The 26,281-nt window shown below is 62.6% G+C and carries 31 protein-coding genes, 1 tRNA gene and 1 other RNA gene; 31 read left to right on the top strand and 2 right to left on the bottom strand.

Features of this window, described 5'->3' with window-relative positions; genetic code table 11:
* Positions 1-18: 18 nt before the first annotated feature.
* From BLR94_RS24280 to BLR94_RS24270, 3 genes are all read left to right on the top strand, one after another.
* Positions 19-95: transfer RNA gene (locus BLR94_RS24280), tRNA-Met, on the top strand.
* A 243-nt stretch (positions 96-338) separates the two neighbouring features.
* Positions 339-2,969 carry a bifunctional lysylphosphatidylglycerol flippase/synthetase MprF gene (mprF, locus tag BLR94_RS24275; protein WP_084308551.1) on the top strand — a complete coding sequence of 877 codons (2,631 nt, stop codon included), beginning with the start codon at positions 339-341 and terminating at the stop codon, positions 2,967-2,969.
* The gene (locus BLR94_RS24270; RefSeq protein WP_084308550.1) at positions 2,969-4,231 is read left to right on the top strand and encodes a virulence factor family protein; all 1,263 of its coding nucleotides are present in this window, start codon (positions 2,969-2,971) and stop codon (positions 4,229-4,231) included. Before mprF ends, BLR94_RS24270 begins: the two co-directional genes overlap by 1 nt.
* 35 nt (positions 4,232-4,266) lie before the next feature.
* Here BLR94_RS24270 and BLR94_RS24265 read toward each other — a convergent pair whose 3' ends face one another.
* The gene (locus BLR94_RS24265; RefSeq protein ID WP_084308549.1) at positions 4,267-6,312 is read right to left on the bottom strand and encodes a TonB-dependent receptor; all 2,046 of its coding nucleotides are present in this window, start codon (positions 6,310-6,312) and stop codon (positions 4,267-4,269) included.
* Positions 6,313-6,722: 410 nt separating this feature from the next.
* Between BLR94_RS24265 and rimO the strand changes: the two genes are divergently transcribed.
* The 12 genes from rimO (at position 6,723) to BLR94_RS24210 (ending at position 16,432) form a co-directional block, all read left to right on the top strand.
* Positions 6,723-8,048 (top strand): 30S ribosomal protein S12 methylthiotransferase RimO, encoded by a 1,326-nt coding sequence (gene rimO, locus BLR94_RS24260; RefSeq protein WP_084308548.1) that lies wholly within the window; start codon positions 6,723-6,725, stop codon positions 8,046-8,048.
* 109 nt (positions 8,049-8,157) lie between these two features.
* Positions 8,158-8,592, top strand: coding sequence for a hypothetical protein (locus BLR94_RS24255; protein ID WP_084308547.1), 435 nt, complete (start codon positions 8,158-8,160; stop codon positions 8,590-8,592).
* 509 nt (positions 8,593-9,101) lie between these two features.
* On the top strand, positions 9,102-9,458 hold the full coding sequence (locus BLR94_RS24250) for a hypothetical protein (RefSeq protein ID WP_084308546.1): 357 nt from the start codon (positions 9,102-9,104) through the stop codon (positions 9,456-9,458).
* Positions 9,459-9,621: 163 nt separating this feature from the next.
* Positions 9,622-10,155: a sigma-70 family RNA polymerase sigma factor gene (locus BLR94_RS24245; protein ID WP_084308545.1), complete on the top strand. Its 534-nt coding sequence runs from the start codon at positions 9,622-9,624 to the stop codon at positions 10,153-10,155.
* On the top strand, positions 10,145-11,083 hold the full coding sequence (locus tag BLR94_RS24240; protein ID WP_084308544.1) for a FecR family protein: 939 nt from the start codon (positions 10,145-10,147) through the stop codon (positions 11,081-11,083). Before BLR94_RS24245 ends, BLR94_RS24240 begins: the two co-directional genes overlap by 11 nt.
* 112 nt (positions 11,084-11,195) lie before the next feature.
* Positions 11,196-13,610, top strand: a complete 2,415-nt coding sequence (locus BLR94_RS24235; protein WP_084308543.1) for a TonB-dependent receptor — start codon at positions 11,196-11,198, stop codon at positions 13,608-13,610.
* 250 nt (positions 13,611-13,860) lie between these two features.
* Entirely contained in the window at positions 13,861-14,091 is a 231-nt protein-coding gene (locus BLR94_RS24230) for a hypothetical protein (RefSeq protein ID WP_084308542.1), read from the top strand.
* Positions 14,092-14,152: 61 nt separating this feature from the next.
* A complete protein-coding gene (locus tag BLR94_RS24225) occupies positions 14,153-14,539 on the top strand; it encodes a hypothetical protein (protein ID WP_175154258.1) in 387 nt (128 codons plus the stop codon).
* A complete protein-coding gene (locus BLR94_RS27620; RefSeq protein ID WP_167359804.1) occupies positions 14,517-14,678 on the top strand; it encodes a hypothetical protein in 162 nt (53 codons plus the stop codon). The genes BLR94_RS24225 and BLR94_RS27620 overlap by 23 nt, the downstream gene beginning before the upstream one ends.
* 109 nt (positions 14,679-14,787) lie before the next feature.
* Complete coding sequence (locus BLR94_RS24220; protein ID WP_084308541.1) at positions 14,788-14,949, top strand: DUF2986 domain-containing protein; 162 nt, start codon at positions 14,788-14,790, stop codon at positions 14,947-14,949.
* A 135-nt stretch (positions 14,950-15,084) separates the two neighbouring features.
* Positions 15,085-15,672, top strand: a complete 588-nt coding sequence (locus BLR94_RS24215; RefSeq protein WP_084308540.1) for a hypothetical protein — start codon at positions 15,085-15,087, stop codon at positions 15,670-15,672.
* 169 nt (positions 15,673-15,841) lie between these two features.
* Positions 15,842-16,432 carry a hypothetical protein gene (locus BLR94_RS24210; protein WP_084308539.1) on the top strand — a complete coding sequence of 197 codons (591 nt, stop codon included), beginning with the start codon at positions 15,842-15,844 and terminating at the stop codon, positions 16,430-16,432.
* A 333-nt stretch (positions 16,433-16,765) separates the two neighbouring features.
* Here BLR94_RS24210 and BLR94_RS24205 read toward each other — a convergent pair whose 3' ends face one another.
* Positions 16,766-17,467 carry a LexA family transcriptional regulator gene (locus BLR94_RS24205; protein WP_244158258.1) on the bottom strand — a complete coding sequence of 234 codons (702 nt, stop codon included), beginning with the start codon at positions 17,465-17,467 and terminating at the stop codon, positions 16,766-16,768.
* Positions 17,468-17,633: 166 nt separating this feature from the next.
* Here BLR94_RS24205 and BLR94_RS24200 point away from each other — a divergent pair, with 166 nt between their 5' ends.
* The 16 genes from BLR94_RS24200 to BLR94_RS24130 all read left to right on the top strand — a co-directional run bounded on the left by BLR94_RS24200 (position 17,634) and on the right by BLR94_RS24130 (position 25,992).
* Positions 17,634-17,981, top strand: a complete 348-nt coding sequence (locus tag BLR94_RS24200) for a helix-turn-helix domain-containing protein (RefSeq protein WP_084308538.1) — start codon at positions 17,634-17,636, stop codon at positions 17,979-17,981.
* Positions 17,974-20,013 (top strand): DNA-binding protein, encoded by a 2,040-nt coding sequence (locus BLR94_RS24195; RefSeq protein ID WP_084308537.1) that lies wholly within the window; start codon positions 17,974-17,976, stop codon positions 20,011-20,013. Before BLR94_RS24200 ends, BLR94_RS24195 begins: the two co-directional genes overlap by 8 nt.
* A 60-nt stretch (positions 20,014-20,073) precedes the next feature.
* Complete coding sequence (locus BLR94_RS24190; protein WP_084308536.1) at positions 20,074-20,796, top strand: AAA family ATPase; 723 nt, start codon at positions 20,074-20,076, stop codon at positions 20,794-20,796.
* The gene (locus BLR94_RS24185) at positions 20,796-21,569 is read left to right on the top strand and encodes a hypothetical protein (protein ID WP_084308535.1); all 774 of its coding nucleotides are present in this window, start codon (positions 20,796-20,798) and stop codon (positions 21,567-21,569) included. The genes BLR94_RS24190 and BLR94_RS24185 overlap by 1 nt, the downstream gene beginning before the upstream one ends.
* Entirely contained in the window at positions 21,566-21,940 is a 375-nt protein-coding gene (locus BLR94_RS24180) for a hypothetical protein (protein WP_084308534.1), read from the top strand. The genes BLR94_RS24185 and BLR94_RS24180 overlap by 4 nt, the downstream gene beginning before the upstream one ends.
* On the top strand, positions 21,924-22,241 hold the full coding sequence (locus BLR94_RS27355) for a hypothetical protein (protein ID WP_139207500.1): 318 nt from the start codon (positions 21,924-21,926) through the stop codon (positions 22,239-22,241). The genes BLR94_RS24180 and BLR94_RS27355 overlap by 17 nt, the downstream gene beginning before the upstream one ends.
* Positions 22,242-22,273: 32 nt before the next feature.
* Positions 22,274-22,729, top strand: coding sequence for a hypothetical protein (locus BLR94_RS24175; protein WP_244158257.1), 456 nt, complete (start codon positions 22,274-22,276; stop codon positions 22,727-22,729).
* On the top strand, positions 22,719-23,099 hold the full coding sequence (locus BLR94_RS24170; RefSeq protein ID WP_084308532.1) for a hypothetical protein: 381 nt from the start codon (positions 22,719-22,721) through the stop codon (positions 23,097-23,099). The genes BLR94_RS24175 and BLR94_RS24170 overlap by 11 nt, the downstream gene beginning before the upstream one ends.
* Positions 23,096-23,707 carry a DUF3164 family protein gene (locus tag BLR94_RS24165; RefSeq protein ID WP_084308531.1) on the top strand — a complete coding sequence of 204 codons (612 nt, stop codon included), beginning with the start codon at positions 23,096-23,098 and terminating at the stop codon, positions 23,705-23,707. The genes BLR94_RS24170 and BLR94_RS24165 overlap by 4 nt, the downstream gene beginning before the upstream one ends.
* A 2-nt stretch (positions 23,708-23,709) precedes the next feature.
* The gene (locus BLR94_RS24160; RefSeq protein ID WP_084308530.1) at positions 23,710-23,982 is read left to right on the top strand and encodes a hypothetical protein; all 273 of its coding nucleotides are present in this window, start codon (positions 23,710-23,712) and stop codon (positions 23,980-23,982) included.
* A gap of 59 nt (positions 23,983-24,041) precedes the next feature.
* Entirely contained in the window at positions 24,042-24,281 is a 240-nt protein-coding gene (locus BLR94_RS24155; protein WP_084308529.1) for a hypothetical protein, read from the top strand.
* Positions 24,280-24,351: hammerhead ribozyme type II (locus BLR94_RS24150), an RNA gene on the top strand. The genes BLR94_RS24155 and BLR94_RS24150 overlap by 2 nt, the downstream gene beginning before the upstream one ends.
* Complete coding sequence (locus BLR94_RS24145) at positions 24,351-24,629, top strand: hypothetical protein (protein WP_084308528.1); 279 nt, start codon at positions 24,351-24,353, stop codon at positions 24,627-24,629. Before BLR94_RS24150 ends, BLR94_RS24145 begins: the two co-directional genes overlap by 1 nt.
* Positions 24,626-25,030 carry a gp16 family protein gene (locus BLR94_RS24140; RefSeq protein ID WP_084308527.1) on the top strand — a complete coding sequence of 135 codons (405 nt, stop codon included), beginning with the start codon at positions 24,626-24,628 and terminating at the stop codon, positions 25,028-25,030. The genes BLR94_RS24145 and BLR94_RS24140 overlap by 4 nt, the downstream gene beginning before the upstream one ends.
* Positions 25,031-25,465, top strand: a complete 435-nt coding sequence (locus BLR94_RS24135; protein WP_244158256.1) for a Mor transcription activator family protein — start codon at positions 25,031-25,033, stop codon at positions 25,463-25,465.
* Entirely contained in the window at positions 25,462-25,992 is a 531-nt protein-coding gene (locus tag BLR94_RS24130) for a hypothetical protein (protein ID WP_084308526.1), read from the top strand. The genes BLR94_RS24135 and BLR94_RS24130 overlap by 4 nt, the downstream gene beginning before the upstream one ends.
* Positions 25,993-26,281 lie beyond the last annotated feature (289 nt).

The raw sequence follows: 26,281 nt of genomic DNA, 5'->3' as shown, positions 1-26,281 counted from the left end.
CTCGTATAGAATTGCCGGCGCGGGATGGAGCAGTCTGGTAGCTCGTCGGGCTCATAACCCGAAGGTCGTCGGTTCAAATCCGGCTCCCGCAACCACCTTCGAAACGAAAGCCCCGACAGCCCAGCTGTCGGGGCTTTCGTTTTATGGACAGCCGAAAAACGCCAGGGCCCCTCCTGCATAACTCGGCCCGAGGCACTATCCTCGTGTGCAGACAAATCTTTCATGGCGGCAGGCATCGCTCCCTTGAAGCAGCCCGCATGCACCCATACATTATTTGTCACACAAAGGAACTTGGCTTCCGTACTCCAATCTGAGCCGCACTACCCAAGAGGTATCCGATGCGCGCCAGCTCCGACGCTACTGCCCCACCCTCCGTACCCAAATCTCAAGTCCTGCTATGGCGCCAACGCCTGGATCGATACCGCCAGCCACTGGGGCTGAGCGCCGCTCTGTTGCTGTTCGTGGTCGCGCTGTTCGCCTGCCGGCACCTGCTCAATGAGCTCGATCCCAGTGCGTTGCACCAGTCCATACTGGCCGTACCGACCGCCAACCTGTTCGGTGCCGTCGGCCTGACCATCCTCGGTTTCATCGCCCTGCTCGGCTACGAGTGGTCAGCCAGCCGCTACGCGGCCGTCAGCCTGCCGACTCGGACATGGGCCACTGGCGGCTTCTGTGCCTTCGCCATCGGCAATGCGGTCGGCCTGTCGATGCTTTCCGGCGGTTCGATCCGCTATCGCCTCTATGCTCGCCACGGCATCGGCGCCGGCGAAGTGGCACGCATGACGGTTTTCGCCAGCCTGTCACTCGGCTGCGTGCTCCCCTTGCTGGCGGCCTTGGCGGCCCTGGCGGATCCCGCTGCCGCGTCAGCCGCCCTGCATCTGCCGCAAGCTGTCCTGGTCAGCCTCTGCCTGGTGCTTCTGGGCCTGGACGGTGCATTGCTTCTGGCCCTGCACCGCGCCCGCCTCAGCGAACGGCCGGCAGCGGATTGCGTGACCGTGCGCCTGCGCCGGCACCTGTTGCGCCTGCCCGATACCCGCCTCACGCTGCTCCAGGTACTGATCACCCTGATGGATGTCAGTGCCGCGGCCGGCGTGCTGTACCTGCTGCTGCCCGAGGCCCCGCCCTTCACCACCTTCCTGCTGGTCTACCTGCTGGCGCTGGCTGCCGGCGTGCTCAGCCACGTACCCGGTGGCGTGGGCGTATTCGAGGCGGTGCTGCTGGCCGCCTTCGCCAACGAGATCGGTGCCGCGCCATTGGCGGCGGCACTGCTGCTGTATCGCCTCATCTATATCGTGTTGCCGTTGCTGGTGGCGTGCCTGCTGTTGCTGGCCATCGAGTTGCGTCGCCTGGTCGATGCACGCCAGGCGATTCGCGCCGCCAGCGGCCTGGCAGCGCCGGTCCTGGCGCTGCTGGTGTTCATCTCCGGGATGGTACTGCTGTTCTCCGGCGCGACACCGAGCCTGGACGAGCGCCTGGAGATTCTCGACTTTCTCATCCCGCATCGACTGATCGACGCTTCGCACTTCGGCGCCAGCCTGATCGGCCTGCTCTGCCTGCTGCTCGCCCAGGGGCTGCGCCGTCGCCTGTCGGCCGCCTGGGCGATGACCCTGGGGCTGCTGGTCACCGGGGCGGTGCTGTCGCTGCTCAAGGGCTTCGACTGGGAAGAAGCGCTGCTGCTGAGCATAACGGCGGGCCTGCTGGCCTTGTTCCGTCCCTACTTCTATCGCCCCAGCCGGATCATGGAGCTGCCCTTTTCGCCCTGGCACCTGGCTGCCAGTGCCTGCGTGCTCGGCGCCTCCATCTGGCTGCTGTTCTTCGCCTACCAGGACGTGCCTTACGAAAACCAGCTGTGGTGGCAGTTCGCGGTGAATGCCGACGCGCCGCGCGGTCTGCGCGCCGCACTGGGCTGCGTGTTGCTGCTCGGCGTGGTGTTTCTCGTCTGGTTGCTGCGCGCCGCGCCGCCGGCCGTGACCCTGCCCGACCAGGAAGAGCTGGACAGTGCAGCGCGCATCGTCAAGGCGTCCGGCCAGGCCGACGGCGGCCTGGCGCTGACGGGCGACAAGGCGCTGCTGGTGCACCCGCAGGGTGATGCCTTCCTGATGTATTCACGCCGCGCGCGCAGCATGGTCGCCCTGTTCGACCCCATCGGTACGGCGCAGCGACGTGCCGAGCTGGTCTGGCAATTCCGCGACCTGTGCGACCGCCACCATACCCGCCCGGTGTTCTACCAGGTGCGTGCCGAAAACCTGCCGCTGTACATGGACATCGGCCTGACGGCCATCAAGCTGGGCGAAGAAGCCCGGGTCGACCTGAATCGTTTCGACCTGGAAAGCACCGGCAAGACCATGAAGGATCTGCGTTACACCTGGAACCGCGGACAGCGCGATGGCCTGGTGCTGGAGTTCCACGCGCCCGGCGAAGCCCCTTTGGAGGAATTGCGCGGCATCTCCGACGCCTGGCTGAACGGCAAGCAGATGCGCGAGAAAGGCTTCTCCCTCGGCCGCTTCGATCCGGCCTATTTGCGCCATTTCCGCATCGTCGTGGCACGCGTTGAAGGCCGTGCCGTCGCCTTCGCCAACCTGCTGGAAACCGACAGCCGCGACCTGGCCACCCTGGACCTGATGCGCGTACTGCCCGATGCGCCGAAGCTGACCATGGAATTTCTCATGCTCGGCCTGATCCTGCATTTCAAGACAGCCGGATTCGCCCGGTTCAGCCTTGGCATGGTGCCGCTATCCGGCCTGCAGCCGCGTCGCGGCGCACCATTGGCCCAGCGTCTCGGCGCCCTGGTGTTCCAGCGGGGCGAGGGGTTCTACAACTTCCAGGGCCTGCGCCGTTTCAAGGACAAGTTCCAGCCGGACTGGGAGCCCCGCTATATGGCCGTACCGGCCGGGCTCGACCCGCTGGTGGCCCTGACCGATACCGCTGCGCTGATCGCTGGCGGCTTTACCGGACTGGTGAAACGTTGATGACTCGCACCGCCAAACGCCTGTTACCGATCCTGATCCTGTTGCTCGCGCTTCTCGCCGCTGGCCTCTATTACTGGCTGCGGCCAGCTGCCGAAGCCAGCCTGGCGCGCCACCCATTGGCCTCCGGCGGTGACCTGGTGATCGCCACCCCGGGTGGCAGGGTGCAACGCCGGGTGCTCCTTGCGCTACCCGCCGAGCAGCAGCTCGGTGATGCGCAGCTGCTGGAACTGGCGCAATCCAACCATGCCGCGATCGGCCAGTACCCGGCCACGGCGCAGAGCTGCGAGGCCCAGGACAAGCGCCTGGAAGAGGCCACCACGAAGATGGGCGGCGCACTGGATCTGCTCGCCGGCAGCGACAACAGCGCCATGCTCGCCTGGCGCTGGCTCGCCACCCAGGACAACGACCAGGCCCAGGCCCTGTCGGTCGGCTTCTCGCTTTCCAAGCCCGATTGCGACACGCCGCCTCCGGCACGCAGCGCTCATGGCCATTGGCTGGCGGTGTGGAATGACAACCCGGATGACGCCAGCGCCCGCTTCGTGCGCCAGCAGGCCAATGCCGAAACCCTGATCGGTGACTACAAGACCGCCCCCAGGACGCTGCTCACCGCCCAGTTGCGCCGCCTGCTGCAGGGCACCAGCGACGCCCTGCCAGTGGTGGAAGCGCCAGCGCCCCAGCCTGGCGACACGGTGAGCCTGTTCTACTCCGGCGACGGCGGCTGGCGCGATCTGGATCGCGCAGTCGCCGAGCAGATGGCCATGCGTGGCTACCCGGTGGTCGGTGTCGACACCCTGCGCTATTTCTGGCAACGCAAGAGCCCGGAGCAAGCCGCCAGCGACCTCTCCGAGCTGATGCGCGAGTACCGCGAGAAATGGCATGCCAAGCGCTTCGTGCTGATCGGCTATTCGTTCGGCGCCGACGTGATGCCGGCGCTCTACAACCGCCTGCCGGACAGCGACAAGAGCCAGGTCGACGCCGTGCTGCTGCTGGCCCTGGCGCGCAGCGGCGCCTTCGAGATCCACGTCCAGGGCTGGCTCGGCAAGGACGCCAGCGAAGCGGCCACCGGCCCGGAACTGGCTCTCTTACCCGCCGACAAGGTGCTGTGCGTGTATGGCAGCGAAGAAGCCGCGGAAAGCGGCTGTACCCAACCCGGGGCGGTCGGCGAGAAGCTGCAGTTGCCCGGCGGCCATCATTACGACAAGGACTACCCGGCGCTGGCCGAACGCCTGATCAAGGCCATCGACAAACGCCAGGGCAAGTAGCGGCCGCCAGCCGCAGCCAGGCCAAACGCAGGCTTTCAGAACCCCAGACGCACACCGACGGTGAGGTTGCGCCCTGGCAACAGCACGTCGTCCTTGATGAACGAGCTGTGGCTGCGGGCCTTCTCGTCGAGCAGGTTGTCCGCCCTGGCGAAGACCTGGTAGTCGCTGGACTCGAGGCGCCCGCGATAGCTCAGGCCGGCGCCGAGCATGTTGTAGCCGGCGGTCTCGGTCTCGTAGTCAGCGAGCTGGTCCTGGCGCTGCACGCGGTAGAACTCCAGCTGTCCGCTGAGCGCCTCGCTGAAGGCCTGGTCGAGGCGCACGCCCAGGCGATCGGCGGGAATGCGCGGCAGGTCGCCGCCCTGCTCGAGCCGACCGCGCACGTGGTCGCCGAACAGGGTGACGTCCGTGGCCGCCCCCAGGGCGTAGGTCAGCGAGCCCTCGGCCCCGGTGAGCACGGCGTCCTGCTGGCGGTACTCGATCTCGCGGAAACCGCCACCCACGTCGCGCCCGCTGTCGGCGGCGTAGATGAAGTCGCTCACCTGGTTGCGGAACAGGCTCAGGGTGAAGGTGGTGCGCCCGGCGAACTTGCGCAGGGTCAGCTCGGCGTTGTGCGAGGTCTCTTCGTCGAGATCGACGTTGCCCAGTTCGACGGTGCGGGTGGCTGCATGGGGACCGTTGGCATACAGCTCTTCGGCGGTGGGCAGGCGCTGGGAACGGGACAGCGAGAAGCCCAGGGAATAGTCCGGTGCGAAGGTCCACACCGCGCCGGCCGATGCCGATGTACCGCGATGGCGGGTGTTCTGCTCGCCCTGCGCGTCGATCCCCTGCCACTCGTGGCGCAGGCCCAGTTCGTAGCGCCAACTGCCGACGCGGTACTCCTCGAGCAGGAACAGCGCGTGGTTGCGGGTCAGGGTCGGCGGCACGTAGGCCTCCTCGCCGGCGGCCTGGAAATCCCGGCGCTGGGTCTGCCCGCCGAGCACGCCGCGCCAGCCGAACAGCGGCGCATGGGTCAGCTCCAGGCGGGCATCGCTGGCCTCGTTGCTGAATGAGGTACCGACCTCGCTGCCCTCGATCTCGTCGTGTCGGTAGTCGCTGTGACCGACCCGCAGTTTGGCCAGCTCGAAGCCTGGCAGGGGGTCGCTGAGTTCGCCACGCAGGTCCCAGCGCTTCTGCTTCATGCGGACGTAGGGGACGCCGGTATGCTCGTGGTCATGGTCGTGTTCGTGCTCGTCTTCGTCGTGCTCGTCATGATCATGGGCGCTGCAGTGCCAATCGCGCTCACCATGGGTGTGGCAATCGGCATGTTCATGGGCCAGCAGGCCGTAGCGCAGGTTCTGCTCGCTGTAGGCCGCACCCAGGTAGCCGCGCTCGCCGATGAAGCTGGCGCCCAGGCTGTAGCTGTCGGTGTCGTTGTAGGCCCCTTGCTGGCGGCCGGGCGAACCGGGAATGCGGTAGGCCTCGTCCTGGCGCTTGCTGCCTTCGGCGCGCAGGGCGAGGTTGCCGCTGCCCGCGGTGATGCCGAACAGCCCGGCGCCCTGGTCGGCCACCGTGTTGGCGCGCAACTCCAGGTCGCCTTCGTAGCCCTTCTCCGGCACCCGGGTGGGAATCTTCTTGTCCAGCACGTTGACCACCCCGCCGATGGCACCGCCGCCGTAAAGCAAGGTGGCCGGCCCCTTGAGCACCTCGATGCGTTCGGCGAACAGCGGCTCGCTGGTCACCGCGTGATCCGGGCTGATGGTCGAGGCGTCGAGGGTGTCCACACCATCGCTGAGGACCTTCACCCGCGCCCCGTCCAGGCCGCGGATCACCGGGCGGCTGGCGCCGGCACCGAAGCTGCTGGCGTGCACCCCCGGCAGGCCGTCGAGGGTTTCGCCCAGGGTCGATGCACGACGCCGGACCAGGGCCTCGCCGTCGAGCACCTCGGCGGGGCTGACCATTTCGTTCTGCGTACTGTCGAGGGCACTGGCGCTGACCACGGACGCACCGAGCTGCAGTGTCGCCCGGTCCTCGGCAGCCAACAGCGGCCCGGTTGGCAGCAGGCTGGCGGCAACCGCCCAGGCCAGTGGATGACGGTGAATCATAGAAACCTCCATGTGGGCAAAGATGATGTCAGGTGAGTCATCGGGCAGGTCGCCAGGAGCGATATAGGAAGATATAACGTTTCATTTACGCTCAATAATCCGAGAACGATGGCTCTTCGCCGTATGGCTCGGTGAAACCCCCAACCCGATCCTGGCAAGCCAGAAATGTTACCTTATAACAAAACACAAAGCGATACCGTTTTGCCAGCGCCCACTCCTGCCTGCGCCCCCCCCCTTCCCCATCCCGTGCGAGCCAGTTCAGGCAGATTCGCTGCACCGCTGTTGCGACCGTCAGCAAAACGCCTCGTCGGCAGCGCTGGCAAAGTCCTGCGCACGCCGCTAGAATTGCGCACTTTTTGACCAGAGGCGCCCCAAGCGCCCGGCCCGTCTTAGCCCTGAGGTTCACCTGCATGACCACCACCGCCACCCCAAAAGTTGGGTTCGTTTCCCTTGGCTGCCCGAAAGCCCTGGTGGACTCCGAACGCATCCTGACCCAGCTGCGCATGGAAGGTTATGAAGTGGTGCCGACCTACCAGGACGCCGACGTGGTGGTGGTCAACACCTGCGGTTTCATCGACAGCGCCAAGGCCGAGTCCCTGGAAGTGATCGGTGAGGCCATCAAGGAAAACGGCAAGGTCATCGTCACCGGCTGCATGGGCGTCGAGGAAGGCAACATCCGTGACGTGCACCCCAGCGTACTGTCGGTCACCGGCCCGCAGCAGTACGAGCAGGTGGTCAAAGCCGTGCACGAAGTGGTGCCGCCGCGCCAGGATCACAATCCGCTGATCGACCTGGTGCCGCCCCAGGGCGTGAAACTCACCCCGCGTCACTACGCCTACCTGAAGATTTCCGAAGGCTGCAACCACAGCTGCAGCTTCTGCATCATCCCGTCGATGCGTGGCAAGCTGGTCAGCCGGCCGGTGGGCGACGTGCTGGGCGAGGCCGAGCGCCTGGTCAAGGCCGGCGTCAAGGAAGTGCTGGTGATCAGCCAGGACACCAGCGCCTATGGGGTCGACCTCAAGTACAAGACCGATTTCTGGAACGGCCAGCCGGTCAAGACGCGCATGAAAGAACTGTGCGAGGCGCTCTCCAGCATGGGCGTGTGGGTGCGCCTGCATTACGTGTACCCCTACCCCAACGTCGACGACATCATCCCGCTGATGGCCGCCGGCAAGCTGCTGCCCTACCTGGATATCCCCTTCCAGCACGCCAGCCCGCGCGTGCTCAAGCTGATGAAGCGCCCGGCCTTCGAAGACCGCACCCTGGCGCGCATCAAGGCCTGGCGCGAGCAGTGCCCGGATCTGACCATCCGTTCGACCTTCATCGTCGGCTTCCCCGGGGAAACCGAAGAAGACTTCCAGTACCTGCTCGACTGGCTGAGCGAAGCCCAGCTCGACCGCGTCGGCTGCTTCCAGTATTCGCCGGTGGAAGGCGCCCCGGCCAACGACCTGGACGCCGAGGTGGTGCCCGATGACGTCAAACAGGATCGCTGGGACCGCTTCATGGCCCACCAGCAGGCCATCAGCAGCGCGCGCCTGCAGATGAAGATCGGCCGCGAGATGGACGTTCTGATCGACGAAGTCGACGACCAGGGCGCCGTGGCCCGCTCCTGGGCCGACGCCCCGGAAATCGACGGCAGCGTGTTCATCGAAGGCACCGACTTCCAACCGGGCGACACGGTGCGTGTGCGTATCGTCGATGCCGACGAGTACGACATGTGGGCCGAGCGGGTTTGAAGCCAGCGTCGCTGCGTGCTCATCATGAAAACCTGCGCGGCAGGTTTTCCGCGCCCCTTCGGTGTGTGACTCACCCGCTAATGTTGATGTATCGGTCAGAGGGCAAGAGATGGATCTAGGCACGGCACTGCTCGCGAAAATCGCCGCATTGGATGAGATCGACGACGCGCATTTTCCCATCGTCTCCATCGACGATTACTTTCTCGGCAACGAGCAAGAAGAGTCGATTGCGCCCAACCAGTGGGGCTATGGCCGCCCCTCGATTGGTGAGCTCTACGCTCGCCTCAAGGAGATCGAGGCCAGGCCTGATGTCCAGGGCGTCTTCGTCGGCATCCACCAGGACTGGACCGATGCCGAGAGACTGGGCGATTGGGCGCCCGCCGAAAACATTCATATCTATTCGTCTGCCCCCCAGGAAATCGCCGATCGATGGATCGACGGGTGGCAGTCGGACGGTATCAGTCCCGGCTGGCCCTATGGCAAGCACGCGGCGGCACCAGAGCCGCTGGCTGGCTATCAGGTCTTCACCATCTACTGGGACTGAGGGCGTGGCCGGTAATCATTCAATCCCGCCGGCGCCGCTGGCTGGCGCGGCCAGAAACCCGCCACAGCCACGTGCCAGGCCATAGGTATCAGGCCCTTGCAGACAGCTAGCGAAATCAGTGTCTCTCCGGACGGTTCCCATGCGGTTCACGTCGAACCGTGGGAAGCGCGTGCCTCTCAGTGGGTCTGCCATCCGCGCATCGTCGAGGTAGCTTCGCAGGCGCTGGTCTGGTCACCCTCCGACGCCAGATGGTCACTGGACAGGGCAACCTGGCAGTGCGGCTCGGTCGTTCATCTGCTCCTGCGCAGGTTTCCTGGCGATCAACGGCCGTCCTGCGTCGAGGTGACGATCGATTGCCGATCCCGAACCGCGCTCATCGAAGCGACATCGCGCTGCAGCACCGCAGCACTGGAGCAGCAGCTCGACAGGGTTATGGACGCCCGGCCGGTGGTCTAACCGCCCAACCAAGCCGAGCGACACCACTCACCTCACCCATCAGGGCCAAGAAAATGACGCCACACGACTTCGTCGATGCACTCCAACGCGAGTGCGCGGACGCTGCCGTTCACGACAGCCTGCACCTGCTCCAGTCACCGCCCGGCCGCAGGCCCGCCCAAGCCCTGGTCGATCTCTCCAACTGGTACCTTGGCCTCGACCCTGCCGGGCAGGCCAATGTTGCCGCCGCCATGCGGGAAGCGGCCGACGCCACCCTGTTCGGCGTGCTGTGCGTCATCGACGGTGTTCGCGTGATCGAGGATCAGCCAGCGAAAACGGCATTCAGGCTCACGGCCATTGACGATGGCTCGGAGTCCGTCATATCGCCAGGTGCCGAACCCCTTCATGACCTGCTTCGGGCTGAGCCCTGACCTCCACCCAGGTAGCTCCCGCGCGGCACGGTTCAGGCGCCAGCCCCTGTCGCCCGGCTCGTGGCGCTGACGAAGCCTGGCGTGCCCAGTAACCCTGCCTGTTGCAATCGCCACGGGCACACGGCAATCTTTGATAATAATTTTCATTAAGCATTGTCGACATATGCCCTCCGCTTCTTTCGATGGCCAGCACCTGGCCCGCAATCGCGTTCTGCGACAGATGTTCGGCGACCACCATGGCTGGCTGCTGGAGCGCCTGCGCGCCCGTCTCGGCTGCCGTCACGACGCCGCGGACATGGCGGCGGAAACCTTCGCCCAGGTGGTGGCCCTCCCCGACCACCAGGGCATCCGCGAGCCCCGCGCCCTGCTCACCACCATCGCCAAACGGCTGGTGTTCGCCAGCTGGCGCCGCCGCGACCTGGAGCGCGCCTACCTCGAGGTTCTGGCGCAGCAACCGCAACGCCACGAACCGTCTGCGGAAGAACGGGCACTGGCCCTGGAAACCCTGCTGAACATCGATGCCATGCTCGACGGGCTGTCGCCGCGAGGGCGCAGCGCGTTCCTCTACAGCCAGCTCGAGGGCCTGACCTACGCCGAGATCGGCCGGCGCCTGGGTGTTTCCGCGCCACGCGTGCACCAGTACGTGGTCAAGGCCATGAGCCTGTGCTACCTGGCCCTGGAAGACGATGGCCGTTGAGCGCCTGCCCGCCGCGGTAGCCGAGGCCGTGGAATGGCTGTCGCGCCAGCGTTCCGGCAGCATGAGCGACAGCGAGGCGCGGCTTCTGCAACAGTGGCTGCAGGCCAGCCCGGATAACCGCCAGGCCTGGGAGCGGGTGCAGCAACGCCTCGGCCAGGCCTTCGACGGCCTGCCGGCGGGCAGCCACCTGGCCCTCGGCCGTAGCGCCCCGAGCCGCCGCCATCTGCTGCGTGGCGCACTGGGCCTGGGCGGTCTCGCGCTGGGCGGCTGGTGGCTGCAGCGCAGCGGCGTGCTGCCGCTGGGCAATGCGCACCTGCGCAGTGGCATCGCCGAACGCCGCCGCATCGAGCTGGAGGACGGCAGCCGCCTGCTGCTCAATGCCCAGAGCCGCGTCGAACAGCGCTTCGATGCACGCCATCGCCTGCTGATCCTGCATGAGGGCGCGCTGCTCATCGAGGTCGCCGCCGACCCGCAGCGGCCGCTGGTGGTACGCACGGCGTTCGGCGACGCACGCGCCCTGGGCACGCGCTTCTCGGTGGTGCTCGAACAACGGCAGAGCCGGGTCTGGGTGCAGGAGTCGCGGGTGCAGGTCAGCGTGCCGGCCGGCCAGCGGCTCGAACTGGGCAGTGGTCAGGGTGCCCGCCTGGATCACGCAGGCATCCACCCCCTGGACCCACGCCAGGCCACTGCGGACAGCTGGGCAGACGGCGTGCTGGAAGTCCACGACCAGCCTCTGGCGCACGTGGTCGAGGCGCTGCGCCCCTATCGCCGCGGGGTCTTGCAGGTGGCTGACGACGCCGCCGTGCTGCGGGTTTCCGGCGTGTTCCCGCTGGATGACAGCGAACAGGCACTGCGCTCGCTGGAGGAGGTGCTGCCGATCCACGTGGAGCAGCGCCTGGGCTGGTGGACCCGGGTGAGTCGGCGCTGAGGCCGGCCGTCGGCAAAAACGTCTCCCGGAAGTTTTTTGCGGGCGGCCCTTAATATTCGTGGCCGTCGCGTCACAACACAGGCATCGATCCCGATCCCTGGAGATACGCCCCATGCACCGCCCATTCCGCCACCCGCTCACGCCCCTGGCCATGGCCATGGCCCTGGCCCTGGCCCTGAGCGCCCCCTATGCCAGCGCCGACGACGTCGAACCGGTGCTGGCCGAGCAGCGGCTGCTCGGTTTCGACCTGCCGGCCGGCCCGCTGGAGAACAGCCTGACCGCCATCGCTCGGCAGAGTGGCCGCGGCATCGCCTTCGATGCGGCGCTGACGCGCAATCTGTCCGCCCCAGCCCTGCAGGGCCACTACAGCGACGAAGAGGCCGTGCGCCAGGTCCTGCGGGGCTCGCCGCTGCAGCTGAGCGTCACCCCCAGCGGCACCCTGACCGTGGCGCCCCGCGAACGGCAGGGGGCCATCGATCTGCAGCAGACCCACGTGACCGTCACCGTTGGCAGCCGTACGCCAACCTCGGTGAGCGAGACCGCGGGCACCGTATGGGTGGTGGAACAGGCGCAATTGCGCGAACAGCTGCAGACCGGGGTGAGCCTCAAGGAGGCCCTGGGCAAGCTGGTCCCGAGCCTGGATCTCGGCCCCGAGGGCCGTACCAACTACGGCCAGAACCTGCGCGGACGCGGCGTCCTGGTGATGATCGACGGGGTCAGCCAGAACAGCTCGCGTGGCCTGTCGCGGCAGTTCGACAGCATCGACCCGTTCAACGTCGAGCGCGTGGAGGTGCTCTCCGGAGCCAGCAGCCTGTACGGCGGCGGCGCCACCGGCGGGATCATCAACATCATCACCCGCAAGGGCGAAAGCGGTCCCCTCGGCTTCCAGACCCAGGCCAGCCTGAGCAGCGGCTTCAACGCCAGCGACGACCTGTCCAGCCGCCTGGCGCAGTCGGTGAGCGGTGGCAACGACAGCGTGCGCGGGCGACTCGGGGTATCCGTGGAAAAGAACGAGGCCTTCTACGACGCCGCGGGGGAGCAGATCTTCCTCGACAATACCCAGACCGACCTGCAGTACAACCGGCGCGTCGACGTGCTCGGCAGCCTCGGCCTGACCCTGGACGAGCAGCAGAGCCTCGATCTGCTGGCCCAGTACTACGATTCCGGCTACGACGGCAGCACGGGCATCTACTTCCCCAACCTCAACTACAACGGCCCGTCCAACCTCGATGACGCCCAGTTGCGCAGCGGCTACGCCACCGACCTGGAGCCGCGTACCCAGCGCACCCTGTTCAACGCCAGCTACCACCATACCGACCTGCTCGGCCAGGATTTCTACCTGCAAGGCTACCATCGCCGCGAGAACGACAATTTCTACCCCTTCACCTACTACAACCGGGGCACGCCCACGGGCAGCAACGGCGTGTACTTCGCCGCGTCGCAGCAGAATTTCGAGATGTCCGGGCTCAAGGCGCTGTTCGCCAAGCAATGGGACGCCTGGAAGCTGACCTACGGCCTGGACCTGGATCGCGAGCGCTTCAACGCCACCCAGAAGACCTTCGACGCACGTGTCTCGTCCGAGAGCGGCGGCCTCGACCTGGTCACCGCCAGCGAAGCGCCCCGCTACCCGAGCTACCGGGTCGCGGGCCTGTCCGGCTACCTGCAGCTGGACTGGAAGGCCACCGAGCGGCTGACCTTCTCCGGTGGTGCACGACGCCAGCACATGGACGTCGAAGTCGAGGACTACCGCGGCATCCCCGGCGGCGACAACGACTATGAGGTCGACCTGTACAACCTCAGCGCGCTCTATGAGCTGGGCGCGGGCCAGCAGGTGTGGGCCAACTACAGCGAAGGCTTCGACCTGGCCGACCCGGCCAAATACTACGGGCGCGCCGGCCTGGACGTCGCCGCCAACCCCCTGGCCGGGATCAAGAGCCGCCAGGTGGAAACCGGCTGGCGCTATGCCGACAGCGCCTGGGAGGCCCAGGCGGCGCTGTACTACATCTGGTCCGACAAGGTCATCGAGATCGACACCGCGACCCTGAACATCGACGTCGCCAGCAAGAAAAGCCGCGACTACGGCTTCGAGACGGCGTTGACCCGGCACTTCGACAGCGGCTGGCAGGCGGGCGGCAACCTGCACCTGGTGCGCTCGCAGGAGCAGGACGACCAGGGCGACTGGAAGAAACGCGATGCCAAGTCCAGCTCCCTGTCCAAGGCCACGGCCTTCTTCGGCTGGAGCGACGACCTCAGCCAGGCGCGGCTGCAGGTCAACCACGCACGCAGCCTGGAGGACGACGACGGCAACCGCATCCAGGGCTTCACCACCCTCGACCTGATGGGCAGCCGTGAACTCGGCATGGGCAACCTGTCGCTGGGCATCCAGAACCTGCTCGACCGGCAGTACAGCACCGTCTGGGGCCAGCGCGCGACGATGTTCTATTCGCCGACCTACGGTCCCGCCTACCTGTACGACTACCAGGGCCGCGGTCGCACCTACACCCTCACCTGGGCCATGAACTACTGAGGCGGCTGCTCACCTGAGGCACGGCCCATACCCTGCCCTTGGGCCGGCAGCCTGGGTCGAGCGCGGCGACTGCGGAGTGGTGATCGCTAACGCCGTTGGCTCCGGGATCACGCCTGGGGCTGACCGAAGTTACCAGTTGGTATGCTGCAAGCGTCCAATCTGGACGAGTATCAGAGGGGGCACAGGGTACATTGCCCCACTGGATAGTCATGCTTCGTCTACTGCCTACTGGGGGCGCTTGAGACTTGCAATGAGAAATATCGAAACTGACCGCCGAAGCTTTATCCCACTGCGAAGAGCGTACCTGTTCATCTCGGCGCTCGTGCTTGTGGTGTCGGCTATCGTTCTGCTCAACGAAGGCTTATGGGGCATTTTCGCGTTCTGCTGTCTCAATGCGCCCTTCCTGGCGATCGCTGTTTACTTGAAAGACGGAACGCTGAAGCGCTTCAATGAGACGCTTTCGAGCTTGGCGGATATCTAGCGCGTACTCAATCGACCTTGGCGCGAACCGCTCTCACACACCTCAACGTTCTGGAGGCAGCTTGGCCGTTTCCGTTCACTACGCAGCAAAACGCAAGGCGCCCCTGACCTGCAGCGAAGTTGCGACCATCACGGCGATTGTCGGGCATTACCGTGTCGATGGGCAGATCGAACAGTTCCTGGCCACGGGTAAGGGCCTCAATTGGGAATCCTTCGATTTCACCGTCAATCCCGAGCCGGGTGGCTTGCTGGAGACAGGCACTGTCTTCTCCGGCTCGACCAAATTGCCAGACAACAGGGAAGACGCCACATGGCTAGGCTTACAGCACTGGTGCAGATGCCTGTCGGCGATTCGCAACGCGGTTCCCGGCTGCGCCTGGCGGGTCGCTGTCGAGGATTACCCGTTGCAGTGGGACGAGCGGGCCCATGCATACGATCCATCCCGGTGACAGGACAAGCCGTCCGAATGTGCCTGCGGGAATCGGCGGCGGCGTGTTCATCGAAGGCACCGACTTGCAGCCGGGCGACACGGCGCGTGTGCGTATCGTCGATGCCAACGAGTACGATATGGGGACCGAGCGGGTTTAAGCCCCTCCCCTCACGACACCCCCCCATTGGGCCGGGAATCACGCCTCGCGTCAGCCCGGCTCGATGGGCGTCCTTGTATCAGGCCCTCTGGCCTCAAGGCAGGTAAACCATGAATCGCCGCAAGAAAATAAAACAGCTGCTGGAAGCCCATGCCAAGAAAGCCAATGCCAAGCTGGCGCCGAAGAACAAAGCCAAGTACATCTGCAAGGCCGACAGGCTGAAACTGGCCAATGAAGCGGCCAAGGCGCCAGTCGTTTCGCCCGAAGGCTGATTGTTTGGCAATCGCTTGGTGACACGCAGTCCCTCGTCAACACCAGCGAAGGGTCGAGCCTGGGGCCAAGACGCCATAGGGCTTGGCAGGGCGGCTACAGACCCCGCAACCAAACGTCAGGACGTAGAGGCAGTCATGTGCAAGCCATGGAAGATCGGCACTGTTTATTCTCTCTGTTTTTTGCTCAGTGCATGCATCGGATCGACACCGCCGCGAACCTGGTTCGAGGGCGAGAGCGGATGGCCGAGTGTTCACAGCTTCGAAGTCACCACACAGGGAAAACCGCAGCCCTTCGAAATCGTGACGAAAATCCATTATGTGGAGCAGTCCAGCACCTGGATCTACCTGTATGTGAATGACTTCAAAAGAGGCTCGGCCTCTATGAGTTATTCCGCCAAGGACGCCTATATAAAAAAGGAAAACGGCGAGCGCATCACGCCGACGCTTTATATAACCAGCCCGGACGCGGAAAACATATCGCCAGGTCTGCCATGGGCAGGGAAGATTCCGGATATCGCCGTACGCCAACGAACAGTCGACCCCAGCAACAGCGGGGGCATGCATGGCGGCGTTGATTTGCGTTTCGACACTGCACCGCCCGAAGCAGGATCACGCTGGACCCTGCACCTGGGGAAAGTGACCGTCGGGGATACGGACGTCGAAATCCCGGAACGAACGATAGTGCTCAGAGCCAGGCAGTGGTACACCGTGCCCGTGCAGTGACTGACCAGGTAGCTCGAATAGGTCGGGTGAACAACGCGAAGCTTGTCCGCCGCTCCAGGGTCTGTTGACGTTTCACCCACGGCCGCGCCGGAGCCCGGGAAAAACCAGGGCTCGCCCCGTGCAGCGGTGGGAACGGCACGCCCGAAATAACCGACATACGCGAGGCGACATGCAATACATCGTATTCATCAGTGAACAATCCTGTCCTGACGGCTTGTACAGCGGCCCGGTCGATCAGCAGGACGCCGACTACCTCGGCACCCGGGTCATGCCCCATCTGACGCCGTTGAGCGATGAGGATTACCTCGCCGGCCCGGCGGCGATTGTGCAGACCGCCGCTCGCTACGGCTACGTGCTCGACGGCCAGAACCTCTATTGGTGTATCGAATGGCAACCGGGTCTCGTCGTGGTGAAGTTTTCACCCGACGGCAAGATGGCATGGGCAGCCTTGCGCTCACCGGTGCCCGACTTCGGAGGCCGTGTCGCCCTGGAAGCCGATACCGCCCGATACGACGAAGAGGCTGACAATCCGCAATACAACCTGGTGTTCAGAAGCTGGGATGCCCAGTTCGACGAGCAGAACAGAATGCTGGGCGCATTCGAGCCGGCGTCGGCCCATGACGTGGAGGCATTCGATGCGGCATTGCGCCACGCCAATGCGCTGTCGACCCGGCTGGCCGCTCCTGCAGCGGGGAACCTGCAGGAGCGCCTGGAACGCTTCACGGCCCGCTGTGGCGAAGGCATCCGGATCCACTCATAGGCGCGATCGCGCCTGAGGTGTGTGGCCGTCTCACCAATCGCTGCGCGCCGGACCAGCCTGTTCGCGAGCGCTCCCGCCGGGGTGACCGCTCGCCGCGAGCGGCGCGGCGCGCCACCTGCCTCGGTTCCCCGGCTGCCGCACTGTGGGGAAGTGTTCTGTATGGCACTAAAGGAAAAGGGGCGGAAGAAGCCGGAAGAAAACGGAAAACCCAGGAGTGGTGCGGGGTTGGCAGGACAGGCTGCTAGAAATCGAGGCCAAAGAGACGCTTGAGACGAATTGGAGGAAACAGATGAAAAAGCCCGCTATACGCGGGCTTTTTGGCATCTGCACTTTCTAAATCATCCAGCCGCCAGCCCAGACTACCCGGCCGATGATCTGCAGCGAGTCCAGCCGCTCCTGAGGTACGACCATTGGTTCATACGCTGTATTGGCGCTGATGACCTTCACCCCGCCATCAAACAGCCTCTGCAACCGCTTAGCGTACAGCAGGTCATCCAGGCGGATGACATAGAAAGCTTCGCCCTGGAGCGTGTTGCGACCAAGGTCGACCATGACAGTATCGCCGTCACTAATTTCCGGTTCGTTGGAATCACCATCCACTCGAACCGCTGCAAGCGTCGCCGGGTCTAGCCCCTTCTTACGCAGGCTGTAACGCGTAAACGCTAGCATCGTGAGCACACGGGCGCCCTCAATCCACGAACCGTGCCCCTGGCTGATGTGTGCGTCATAGAGCGGAATGTGGGCATAGATGTCATCAACATCCGTAGCACCTGCACCCGGCTGCATCACCCCTTCTCCCGATGCTAGCCAATCAAGGGAGACGCCCTGCGCCCTCGCCAGTGCCGCAATGGAACTGAACGCAGGCATTCCTTCTGCCGCAATCCAGCGCTGCAGTGTCGACTGTGAGACCTGCGCTGCATCGGCTGCCTGCTTACGGGACGCGAACAGGTCAGCAATCGCCTCTATGCGGGTTTCCAATCCCGTATTCGGAAAAGAAACGGGCTCAGGCAGATTTTCTCTGTTTTTCTTTTCCACGTAAGTACCTGATTTATAAAGAATTCACTCGAATCCAGAATGCCATTCGTCCGTTTTCGGGAATAGAAACACGCAAATGCGGTTTACTCGCTCCCGAATGCGGGATAAATTGTCCGAAACCGGGCGTTAGGAAGCCCAAAAAAACCACCCCTAAAGATGGTCTGACATGGAAATCTTCGACGTACCTCTAGATCTGGACAGGCGCTGGGAATGGATCAAGTTCCAGCTACGCGTTCGCCATACAAGCACCGCCGAAATCGCTCGGCAGATGGAGCTCAACGAGCGCGCTATACGTAGTGCTAAGCATCGCTCCTACCCGCGTGTAGAACGGGAAATTGCCGCAGTTCTCGGCGTCCTTCCTGCTCAGCTGTGGCCAGAGCGCTGGAACGCAGATGGCACGCCGGTTAGACAGCGACCAAACAGGCCAGAAGCCAACGCAACGTCCACAAAAAAGGATACCGGATATTGTCCGGTAGAGAACAGTAAATCGGGACGGAGTGACAGGAATGCGTAGCTGGTTCACGCCTCAAGAACTGGCGGGCGTTGCAGGCATGCCAGGAACCGTTCAAGGCGTTCGTCAACTGGCTGCCCGCCATAAATGGGAAGGTCAGCGTCGGCTGGGCTCGAAGGCTATCGAATATTCATTCGCTCTGCTTCCGACAGCCACCCAAGAAGCATTGTTGGCGAAAGCGGTCGAAGAGACAGCGCCGCATGAACAACAACATCACGAAGAGAAAGAGTCCTTAACAGATGAGCGTGACGCTAAAAACGCATCACGCTTAAACGAAAAACAGCGCCAAGTAATGCAGGCTCGACTCGCATTCTGCCGAGAGATTGAACGCATGATGGATCTGGTGTCGCAGAAGACGGCCATCAACATCATGGTGTCCCATGCGCAAGCCGGCACCCTCTCGCCCTATTTGCAGGCACGTGTGGATTTGGCGAATGACCGCAAGACGGCCGAACGTGGTCTGTCCGAGCGCACCTTAAAGCGCTGGCTCGCCACCTGGCGCGCAGCCGAGCGTGATGAAAACTCTCTGGCACCTCTGCGTCAGCGTCAGAACTTGGAGTTGCCTGATTGGCTGCCAGCGTTTCTGCGGTGCTACCAGCGCCCTACTAAGCCAACGGTTGCCGCAAGCTACGCCGAGTTTATTGCTGGTTGGGTAGGCACTCCGCCGAGCATTCATGCTGTGCAGCGTTTCCTCAAGAAACTATCGCCGGATGCCCTGAATCGGGGCCGCATAAGCCCACAAGAACTGAAGGCATTGCAACCGTTTCGGCGCCGCTCGACCAAGAACCTGTTTCCGGGCGATGTGTATACGGCTGATGGTCACAAGTTTGATGCAGAGGTCATTAACCCGCTTACAGGCAAGCCGTACCGCCCGGAGATAACCACCGTTCTCGACGTGGCCACCCGCCGTGTCGTAGGGGTGTCGGTCGGTGAGGCTGAGTCCGCCATCGGGGTACTTGATGCTCTGCGCGATGCGGTGCGCGAGTGCATGTTCGCCATCTTCTACGTCGACAACGGCTCAGGCTTCGCTAATGAAACCGTCCGCGAGGTCGTCGACCGCCTAGGCGGCACCATGACCCATTCGCTGCCTTACAACAGCCAGGCCAGAGGGCTCTCTGAGCGCGGTCACCAGACCATTTGGGTGCGTGCAGCCAAGAAGCTGACCAGCTACATCGGCGCGGACATGGATAAGCACGCAGGCACCAAGGTGCATCGGATTGGCCGTAAGGAGCTGCGCGAATCAGGCAAAACCAGATTGATGCCCGAATTCGGTGTGTTTATGGCCGGGCTTGAACGCGAAATCACCGAGTACAACGACACCCCACACCGAGGCCTGGGCAAGGCACGCGATCCCCAGACAGGGGTACTGCGCCACCAGAGCCCCAATGAGGCTTGGCAGGCCGCCATCACCGAGGGCTGGGAGCCACTGCGCGCGAGCGTTGAGCTGGTCGAGTCGTTGATGCGTCCGCAGGTAACGCGCACCACTCGCCGTGGTGAGATTGCATGGGGTGGCAGCACCTATTTCCTCGCGGATCTAACGGCCTTGCATGGGCAAGAAATACGCCTGGCATATGACGTTAGAGATGCTAGCAAGGTCTGGACATACACCATGGAAGGCGAGCTGATCGGCGTGGCGAAGCTGGATGGAAACAGCACCGATTACATGCCACTGACCATGGTCGAGCAAGCCAGGGAGAAACGTACGCAAGGGCAATACAAACGAGCGGTGGACAAGCTTGAGACGTTGACAGGCAACCGAGTCGAGATGATTGCACCGACCACTGCACCGTCAGCCACATTGCCCGCAGCCGAACGCACAGCGGCCCTGGAGTACGCCCGCACGCTCGATGCTCAACGGCCCACCTTTGAGGTGCCAGGCGACGACGTAGCGCGGTATCGGTTGTGGATCAAGCTGGATCAGCGGCTGACCGCTGGGGAAGAACTAAGCGACGCAGAAGCGACTTGGTGGAAGCGGTATCCGAATCATCCTGACTTCATTGCGATGCAGGAAGTGTTTCAACAACACGCGGGCTGAGGGGCCCGCGTTTACAGCACTAAACGTGTGCCAACACGTTAGCAAACTAGGAGTAGCTACATGAGTGTAACCAAGATTGTTCCTTTGACCAACGTCGGTCTATTGTCCGGGGCCATGAAGCGAGCTCAAGCTCGCCCTATAGGCTTGCCGGGTTTAGTCGCCATGTATGGCCCCAGTGGCTACGGCAAGAGTGCAGCCGCTGCCTTCGCGGCGAATCAACATCGCTGCTACTACGTCGAGTGCCGCGACAGTTGGAGTAAAAAGGCTTTTTTGCAGGCCATCCTTCGTGAGATGGCAATCCACCCTGGCCGCACTATGTCCGAAATGGTCGACCAGATCGCTGTACAGCTTTCGGCCTCGCGCCGCCCGCTGATAGTGGATGACGTGCAGTACCTGCTTGATAAGGCTGTGGCAAACGTACTGACCGATGTCTACAACGCCAGTGAGGGCACTATCGTACTGATCGGCGAAGAACGAGTACCAGCCTCCCTCGCCAAGCTAGAGCGACTTCACAATAGAGTGCTGGAGTGGGTTCCAGCACAACCGGCGACGTTGGACGACTTACGTCAACTGGCTGAGCAGAGCTATCCCGAAATGTCCTTCAGCGATGACCTGTTGGAAGACCTCAATCGTGCAACCCGTGGCTGCCTGCGCCGTGCGGCGGTGAACCTGTACAAGGTGCAATCCGAAGCCAGCGCAATGATGCGTGAGCGTATCGACCTGGCAGCGTGGGGCAATCGTGGCTGGTTCACTGGCGAAGCTCCAATCAGGAGGGCTCGCTGATGCTACGCAAAGCGTTCAATGCCACAGCAGCCACGGGTAAAGAGCCACGGCAACGTATCTGGGATGAGATTCGCGTGCTGGGTGAAGGCTTCACAATGCACGATATCACCCGCCGTTCCTGTCAGATGCCCGCAGACGTCAGGATCTACCTCCATGCGCTAGCTCAGGCAAAAATCATCGCTGTACTTGAGCCGAACAAGCTACCCATTCGAGTCGTTTGGCGCCTAGTGCAAGATGAAGGGGTTGATTACCCACGGCTGAATGCCAAAGGTGAGCGCACAACTGCTCACCTCGCTATTGAGAACGTCTGGCGCACACTGCGCATCCTTGGCAATGACCTGACCATACATGAGTTGCATGCGGCAGTTTGTGTTGGTGAAGCCAAGATCAACGTACGGCGCTTGAGGGACTATCTCAATGCCCTGGCCACAGCAGGTTATGTGGTACGTACTCAGAACCCAAAGCCCAAGGTTGGAGACACCTTCCGCCTAATTCCTTCACGCTACACCGGGCCAAAACCGCCTGTCGTACATGAGATGCAGTCTCTTCAGGTTTATGACCCGAACCTTGAGCGCGTGGCTTTCGCCAAGGCAGCCAGTCAACAGAGCGAGCCCTACGAAGACGTGTGGGCCAAAGAAGAAAACGAGCGCGCTCGCGCCCTGCTGGCTGAGTGGTCAAGCATGGACTGGAAGCAGCACCCCGAGTTGGCTGACCTACTGCAGCGCACACGCCTTGAGCTTGCCCCGATCACTGGCACGGGGACAGTCCAATGAGCCGTGTAGACATCTCTGCCTGGGGAGCAGAACCGCCCCTGTTCATCCGTCTGCTTGCCGCTGAAGCGAGCTGCACCGACAAGAGCAAAGCTGCAGCCCGTATTGGCATGAGCCGCACGGCAGTAAGCCTGGTGCTGGCCAACAAGTACACCAGCCCCAGCACTGCTGGTGTCGAGCGCCGTGTTATGGAGGTTCTTGGTCGGATCGAGTGTGCCGCCGTAGCTGAGCCGATCACAGTGGAGCAGTGCCAAAGCTATCGCGCGCGCCCGGCGCCGACTCATAACCCGCAATCCATGCAGCACTGGCGCGCCTGCCAGCAGTGCCCGATGAATCCGAACTGCACAGGGGGTGGCCATGCAACCGTCCATTGAGCAGCCGCGCCCGCTCAGGGTGCTGACTGAGGTATTTGCGAACCAGCTCTGCGCGTTTAACGCTGCATCCCGAGCACTACGCCGTGCAGGCGTTGTGATTCTCAGCCAGGACAGCGAACACAACTGCATTGTTATCAGCCACGAAATGGCGAACCGCATTGCTGATTGCCTGACCTTGCAAGGGTTCGCTCAGTCACCATCGGCAGGTAGCACGCTGTACCGAGCGGTAAGCGATGGGGTGACTGTTCAGTGGCGAGAGCCCATCAGCAGTCGTAAGCGATACGACTGGGAGCTGCATTGATGCGCACACGATGCCCGAACTGCGGAACCACGTTGAGCCTTGACGCGCTCATTGCACACGACGGTGCCCGTGAAGCGCTGGGTGTTGCGTTCAAGTTGTCAGGCCCGCTTGGCAACGCGCTGATTCGCTACCTGGGTCTCTTTCGTCCCGATGCCCGCGAACTGACGCTGGATCGTGTGGCCAAGCTGCTGGGAGAGCTGTTGCCGGACATGCAGGCCCAGCGGGTCGAGCGTAACGGCCAGATTCACGATGCACCGCCAGCGGCCTGGGTATGGGCCATTGAGCAGAGCCTCATTGCGCGTGAATCTGGCCGGCTGGTCACTCCACTCAAGGGGCATGGCTGGTTGTATCAGGTAATCAGCCAATGGCAACCAGAGGCAGCGACAGCCGTTGCATTAACGGGCGCAACAGCTCGCCTGTCGGGCCGGCCAACTAGCCAGACAGCCAATGCCATCGCCGCGCTTCAGGAGCGCATCAATGGCGGATAAATGGTTGGAGCGCGAAGTGGCTCAGGGGTTGATGGGGCTGATAGCCCTGCGCCTGGACGGAGCGCCCGCCGCCGACTCGGTTACTCAGACTATGGACATCTGGCTGGTTGCCCTGAGCAAGGGCCGCTACTGGGAGGAGGAGCAAGACGCAGAGCGGTTCAAGCAAGCCTTTAGCACCTTGTTTGCCACCTGCGACCGCTGGCCAGCACCGGCCAGACTTCTAAGAGAAATGCCTGCCCGCAAGGGACTGCCGGCCCTGCCCAAACCAGAGCTGACAGATACGCAACGAACCAATGGGCGGAGGCAGTTGGCTGACTTGATCGCCAGCTTGAAGCCCCGCCTCAAACAGACAAAGGAACAGCACCAATGAACACGATTCCAGATGGTTATCGCCAGGACGCACAGAAACGCCTGGTGCTGGAAAGCTTGATCAAGCCAATCGACTTGGAGCGCGACCGCTTGGTCTGCGAGCTGGTCGATCTCGCACGAGATCTCAAAGCGAAGATGGTCGCATTTAAGGCAGGCGCTTTTGGTGACATCGAGGCATTCGTGGATCTTTCCGCCGAGCAGTACAACGCGAAGCTGGGCGGCAAGAAAGGCAATGTCAGCCTGCTGAGCTTCGATGGGCGCTACAAAATCCAGCGCGCTATCCAAGAACGCATTGCCTTCGATGAGCGCCTGCAGGCTGCGCGATCACTAATCGACGAATGCTTGGTCGAGTGGACGCAAGGGGCACGGCCTGAGCTGCTGACAGTGGTTAACGAGGCTTTCCGCGTCGACAAGAACGGCGACATCAGTACGGCCCGTGTGCTCGCACTGCGCCGCTTGGAAATTCAAGACGAGCGCTGGAGCCGCGCAATGATTGCGATTGCCGAAGCCTGCCAGGTGGTGGGTTCAAAAGCTTATGTCCGCATCTATGAGCGTCTTGGCGACTCGGACAGCTTCACCCCTATCAGTCTCAACCTTGCGGAGCTTTGAATATGCACATCACATATTTCGCTCATTGCGGGAAGGACGGCGCTATTCAGATTGGGCGCAAGGTGCCAGACGGCGCCATTGGGATCGCGAAAGGAACCCGCGATGTACTGCACAAGGTGCTGGCGGGTACTGCGGTAACCGGCCCAGGTGGGGAGACCTTGGTGCCGGGCATGCGCGAGAGCGCCACCGAACGTGCTGCACTCACTGAGTTAGCCCGCTTCATCCAGCAGCTTGGCGAACAGAACAAACCAGGATTCAGGGCGCTGGGCGCCTGAGCAAACAAACCAAAGCGCGACAGACGCTCAACACTTACACGGACATATCGAGAATACCCATGGCTAAGTTCCAGATCATCATTGAAGACAACGAAGAGATTGGCGGCGTGAACATCAGCGTTCACGGCGGGCAAGGTGGCCAGACGCGCGCTGCGCAGCTAACCAGCGTGATGATTCAGCAGGCTCGCCTGATCGCACGTATTCCACTGCCAGATGCCCTGCAGGCAGGCGCCCCGTGCAGTTGCGATAAGTGCCAGGCGATGGCTGAGAAGATCGCCCTCAACCCCACCATCCACTAAGCGAAACCGCCCCGGCCTAGCCGGGACGGTCTGCCCAGCGTGGTGGCTGGGTACTGACGAGCAGCCAATATGAGCAAGAAGAGAACACCCCAGGTGCGTCAGCAAGACGCCCAGCGGCAACAGAACAAACGCGACAGAGATGCCGAGCACCGTGAACGCATGGGTGCGGAGGTAATCAAGGTGACCACCTACCGTGGCACCCGTAGCGACCTGGAAACCATGCAGCAGGTTGGCGGGTTTGAAGAGCGCGACGAGGCAATAACCCTGGCCGTGCGCTACATGGCAAGCATGGCCAGGCGCAACCCTGCCGCCTACCTCGACGCAATGAACCCGAGGAGTCCTGTATGAGCGCAGCAAAACAGAAGATCCAGATCGCCCGCCGCCAGCTTGGCCTGGACGATGACGCTTACTACGCCATTCTGGCTCGCGTTGCCGGGGTTAAATCATCCACTGACCTTACACCTGGTCAGGTCGGTCGTGTGCTGGCTGAGCTGGAAAGGCTTGGCTTCAAGCCAAAGACTGCAGCTAAGCGCACCGACCGCCCGAAACCTAAGCCGAGCTCCGACCGTAAATCCCAGGTTGGCAAGATTGAGGCGCTACTCGCAGAGGCAAATCGCCCATGGAGTTACGCAGATGCCATGGCTCAACACATGTTCAAAGTCGAGCGAGTGGAATGGCTCGATGGAGACCAACTGACACGAATGATTGCCGCGCTGATCTACAACGCTAAGCGCAACGGGAGGCTGTGAGTGACTGGACTATTTGAAGATGACATCGACAAGCTAGACCCTATAAAGGTGCTGGCCAACATGGCAGATCCCGCGATCTTGCATCGCTGGGAAGGTACGCTGAAAGAGATGGTCGAGATAGCCGAGGCAGAGCTGCGTACCAAAATGCCGGACTTACCCCAGGTGCCAGAACTGGCAAGGGCTGTGGTGTTTGCCATCTGTGACACCATGGGTGGTTCGGTGATCTACCTGCCCCGTGGCGATGCGCTGAAGAAGGCGGTGCGTGACGCGTCGATCTTTCGGGACTGGCGCGAGCACAACATTCAGCCCATGGAGTTGGTAAGGAAATACCGACTTGCCTCACCAACCATTTATGACATCATCGCCCGTCAACGGGCCTTGCATCGCCGCAACGAGCCCGACCTATTCGGGTTCGATGAAGGAACGGTGCATTGAAAAAAGGACTGTCAGCACTTGTGCTGCTTTTGCCTCTTATTGGCCACACGGCGGATATTCCCAAAGCAGTCAGTGACGAGGTTGCCGCACGGGAAGCTAGGGGGAACCAAGCGCTGGCAGTCAATCTATGGGATAGCAACGTGCGAGCCTGTGAGAGCAGGAACCTGCCCACGCTATTCTCCATCATGAAAACCGTCGACACGCGCCTTGAAGCGCAGCCCGATGACCATCAGAAGTATAGGGCCCGCTTCGTTTACTCTGGTTGTAGGCAAATGCTGCTTAATGTGGCCTCGTTGAATGGGGCATGCCTGAACAAGATTCCTGACGAGCAATCGCAGCAGTATGCCTCTAAGAGGTGGAAGGATGACTCCGCACAGTGCGCTCGCGAGATTGAATCTCCTGACTTGGGCTACGACGTGACGAAGCCCGTCGACAGAAAGCAGGAACTCCTGTCCGAGGGATACACAGGCGATGAAGCCGAAGAGGTGATGCGCGTAATGCGCAAAGCCGCTGGAGAAAACGAGTAATCAGCGAAACCCCGCCAAATGCGGGGCTTTTTCTTGTGCCTTTAAGAAACTCCCGCAGACCCCGCCTCACGCGAACCTAGCGTCGTTCCCTACGATGCAGGTTCAGCCATGCAACAGACCCCAGCGCCCTCTTCACCTCGGGCTTACGCAGATCAGATGCTCGCCTGCCATACCGATGCAGAGCGCGAGCAGGTTTACCGACGCTGCCCTACTGAATGGCACGGCATGGTTAACCGCCATGTGGAACTAGCTAGGCAAAAAAACGCGAAGTTCACCGCAAAGCGGGAAG

Source organism: Phytopseudomonas flavescens, assembly GCF_900100535.1.
In the GTDB taxonomy this organism is placed as follows: domain Bacteria; phylum Pseudomonadota; class Gammaproteobacteria; order Pseudomonadales; family Pseudomonadaceae; genus Aquipseudomonas; species Aquipseudomonas flavescens.
Note: the sequence above shows the minus strand (reverse complement) of the source record. Positions and strands in the feature narration are given on the sequence as shown.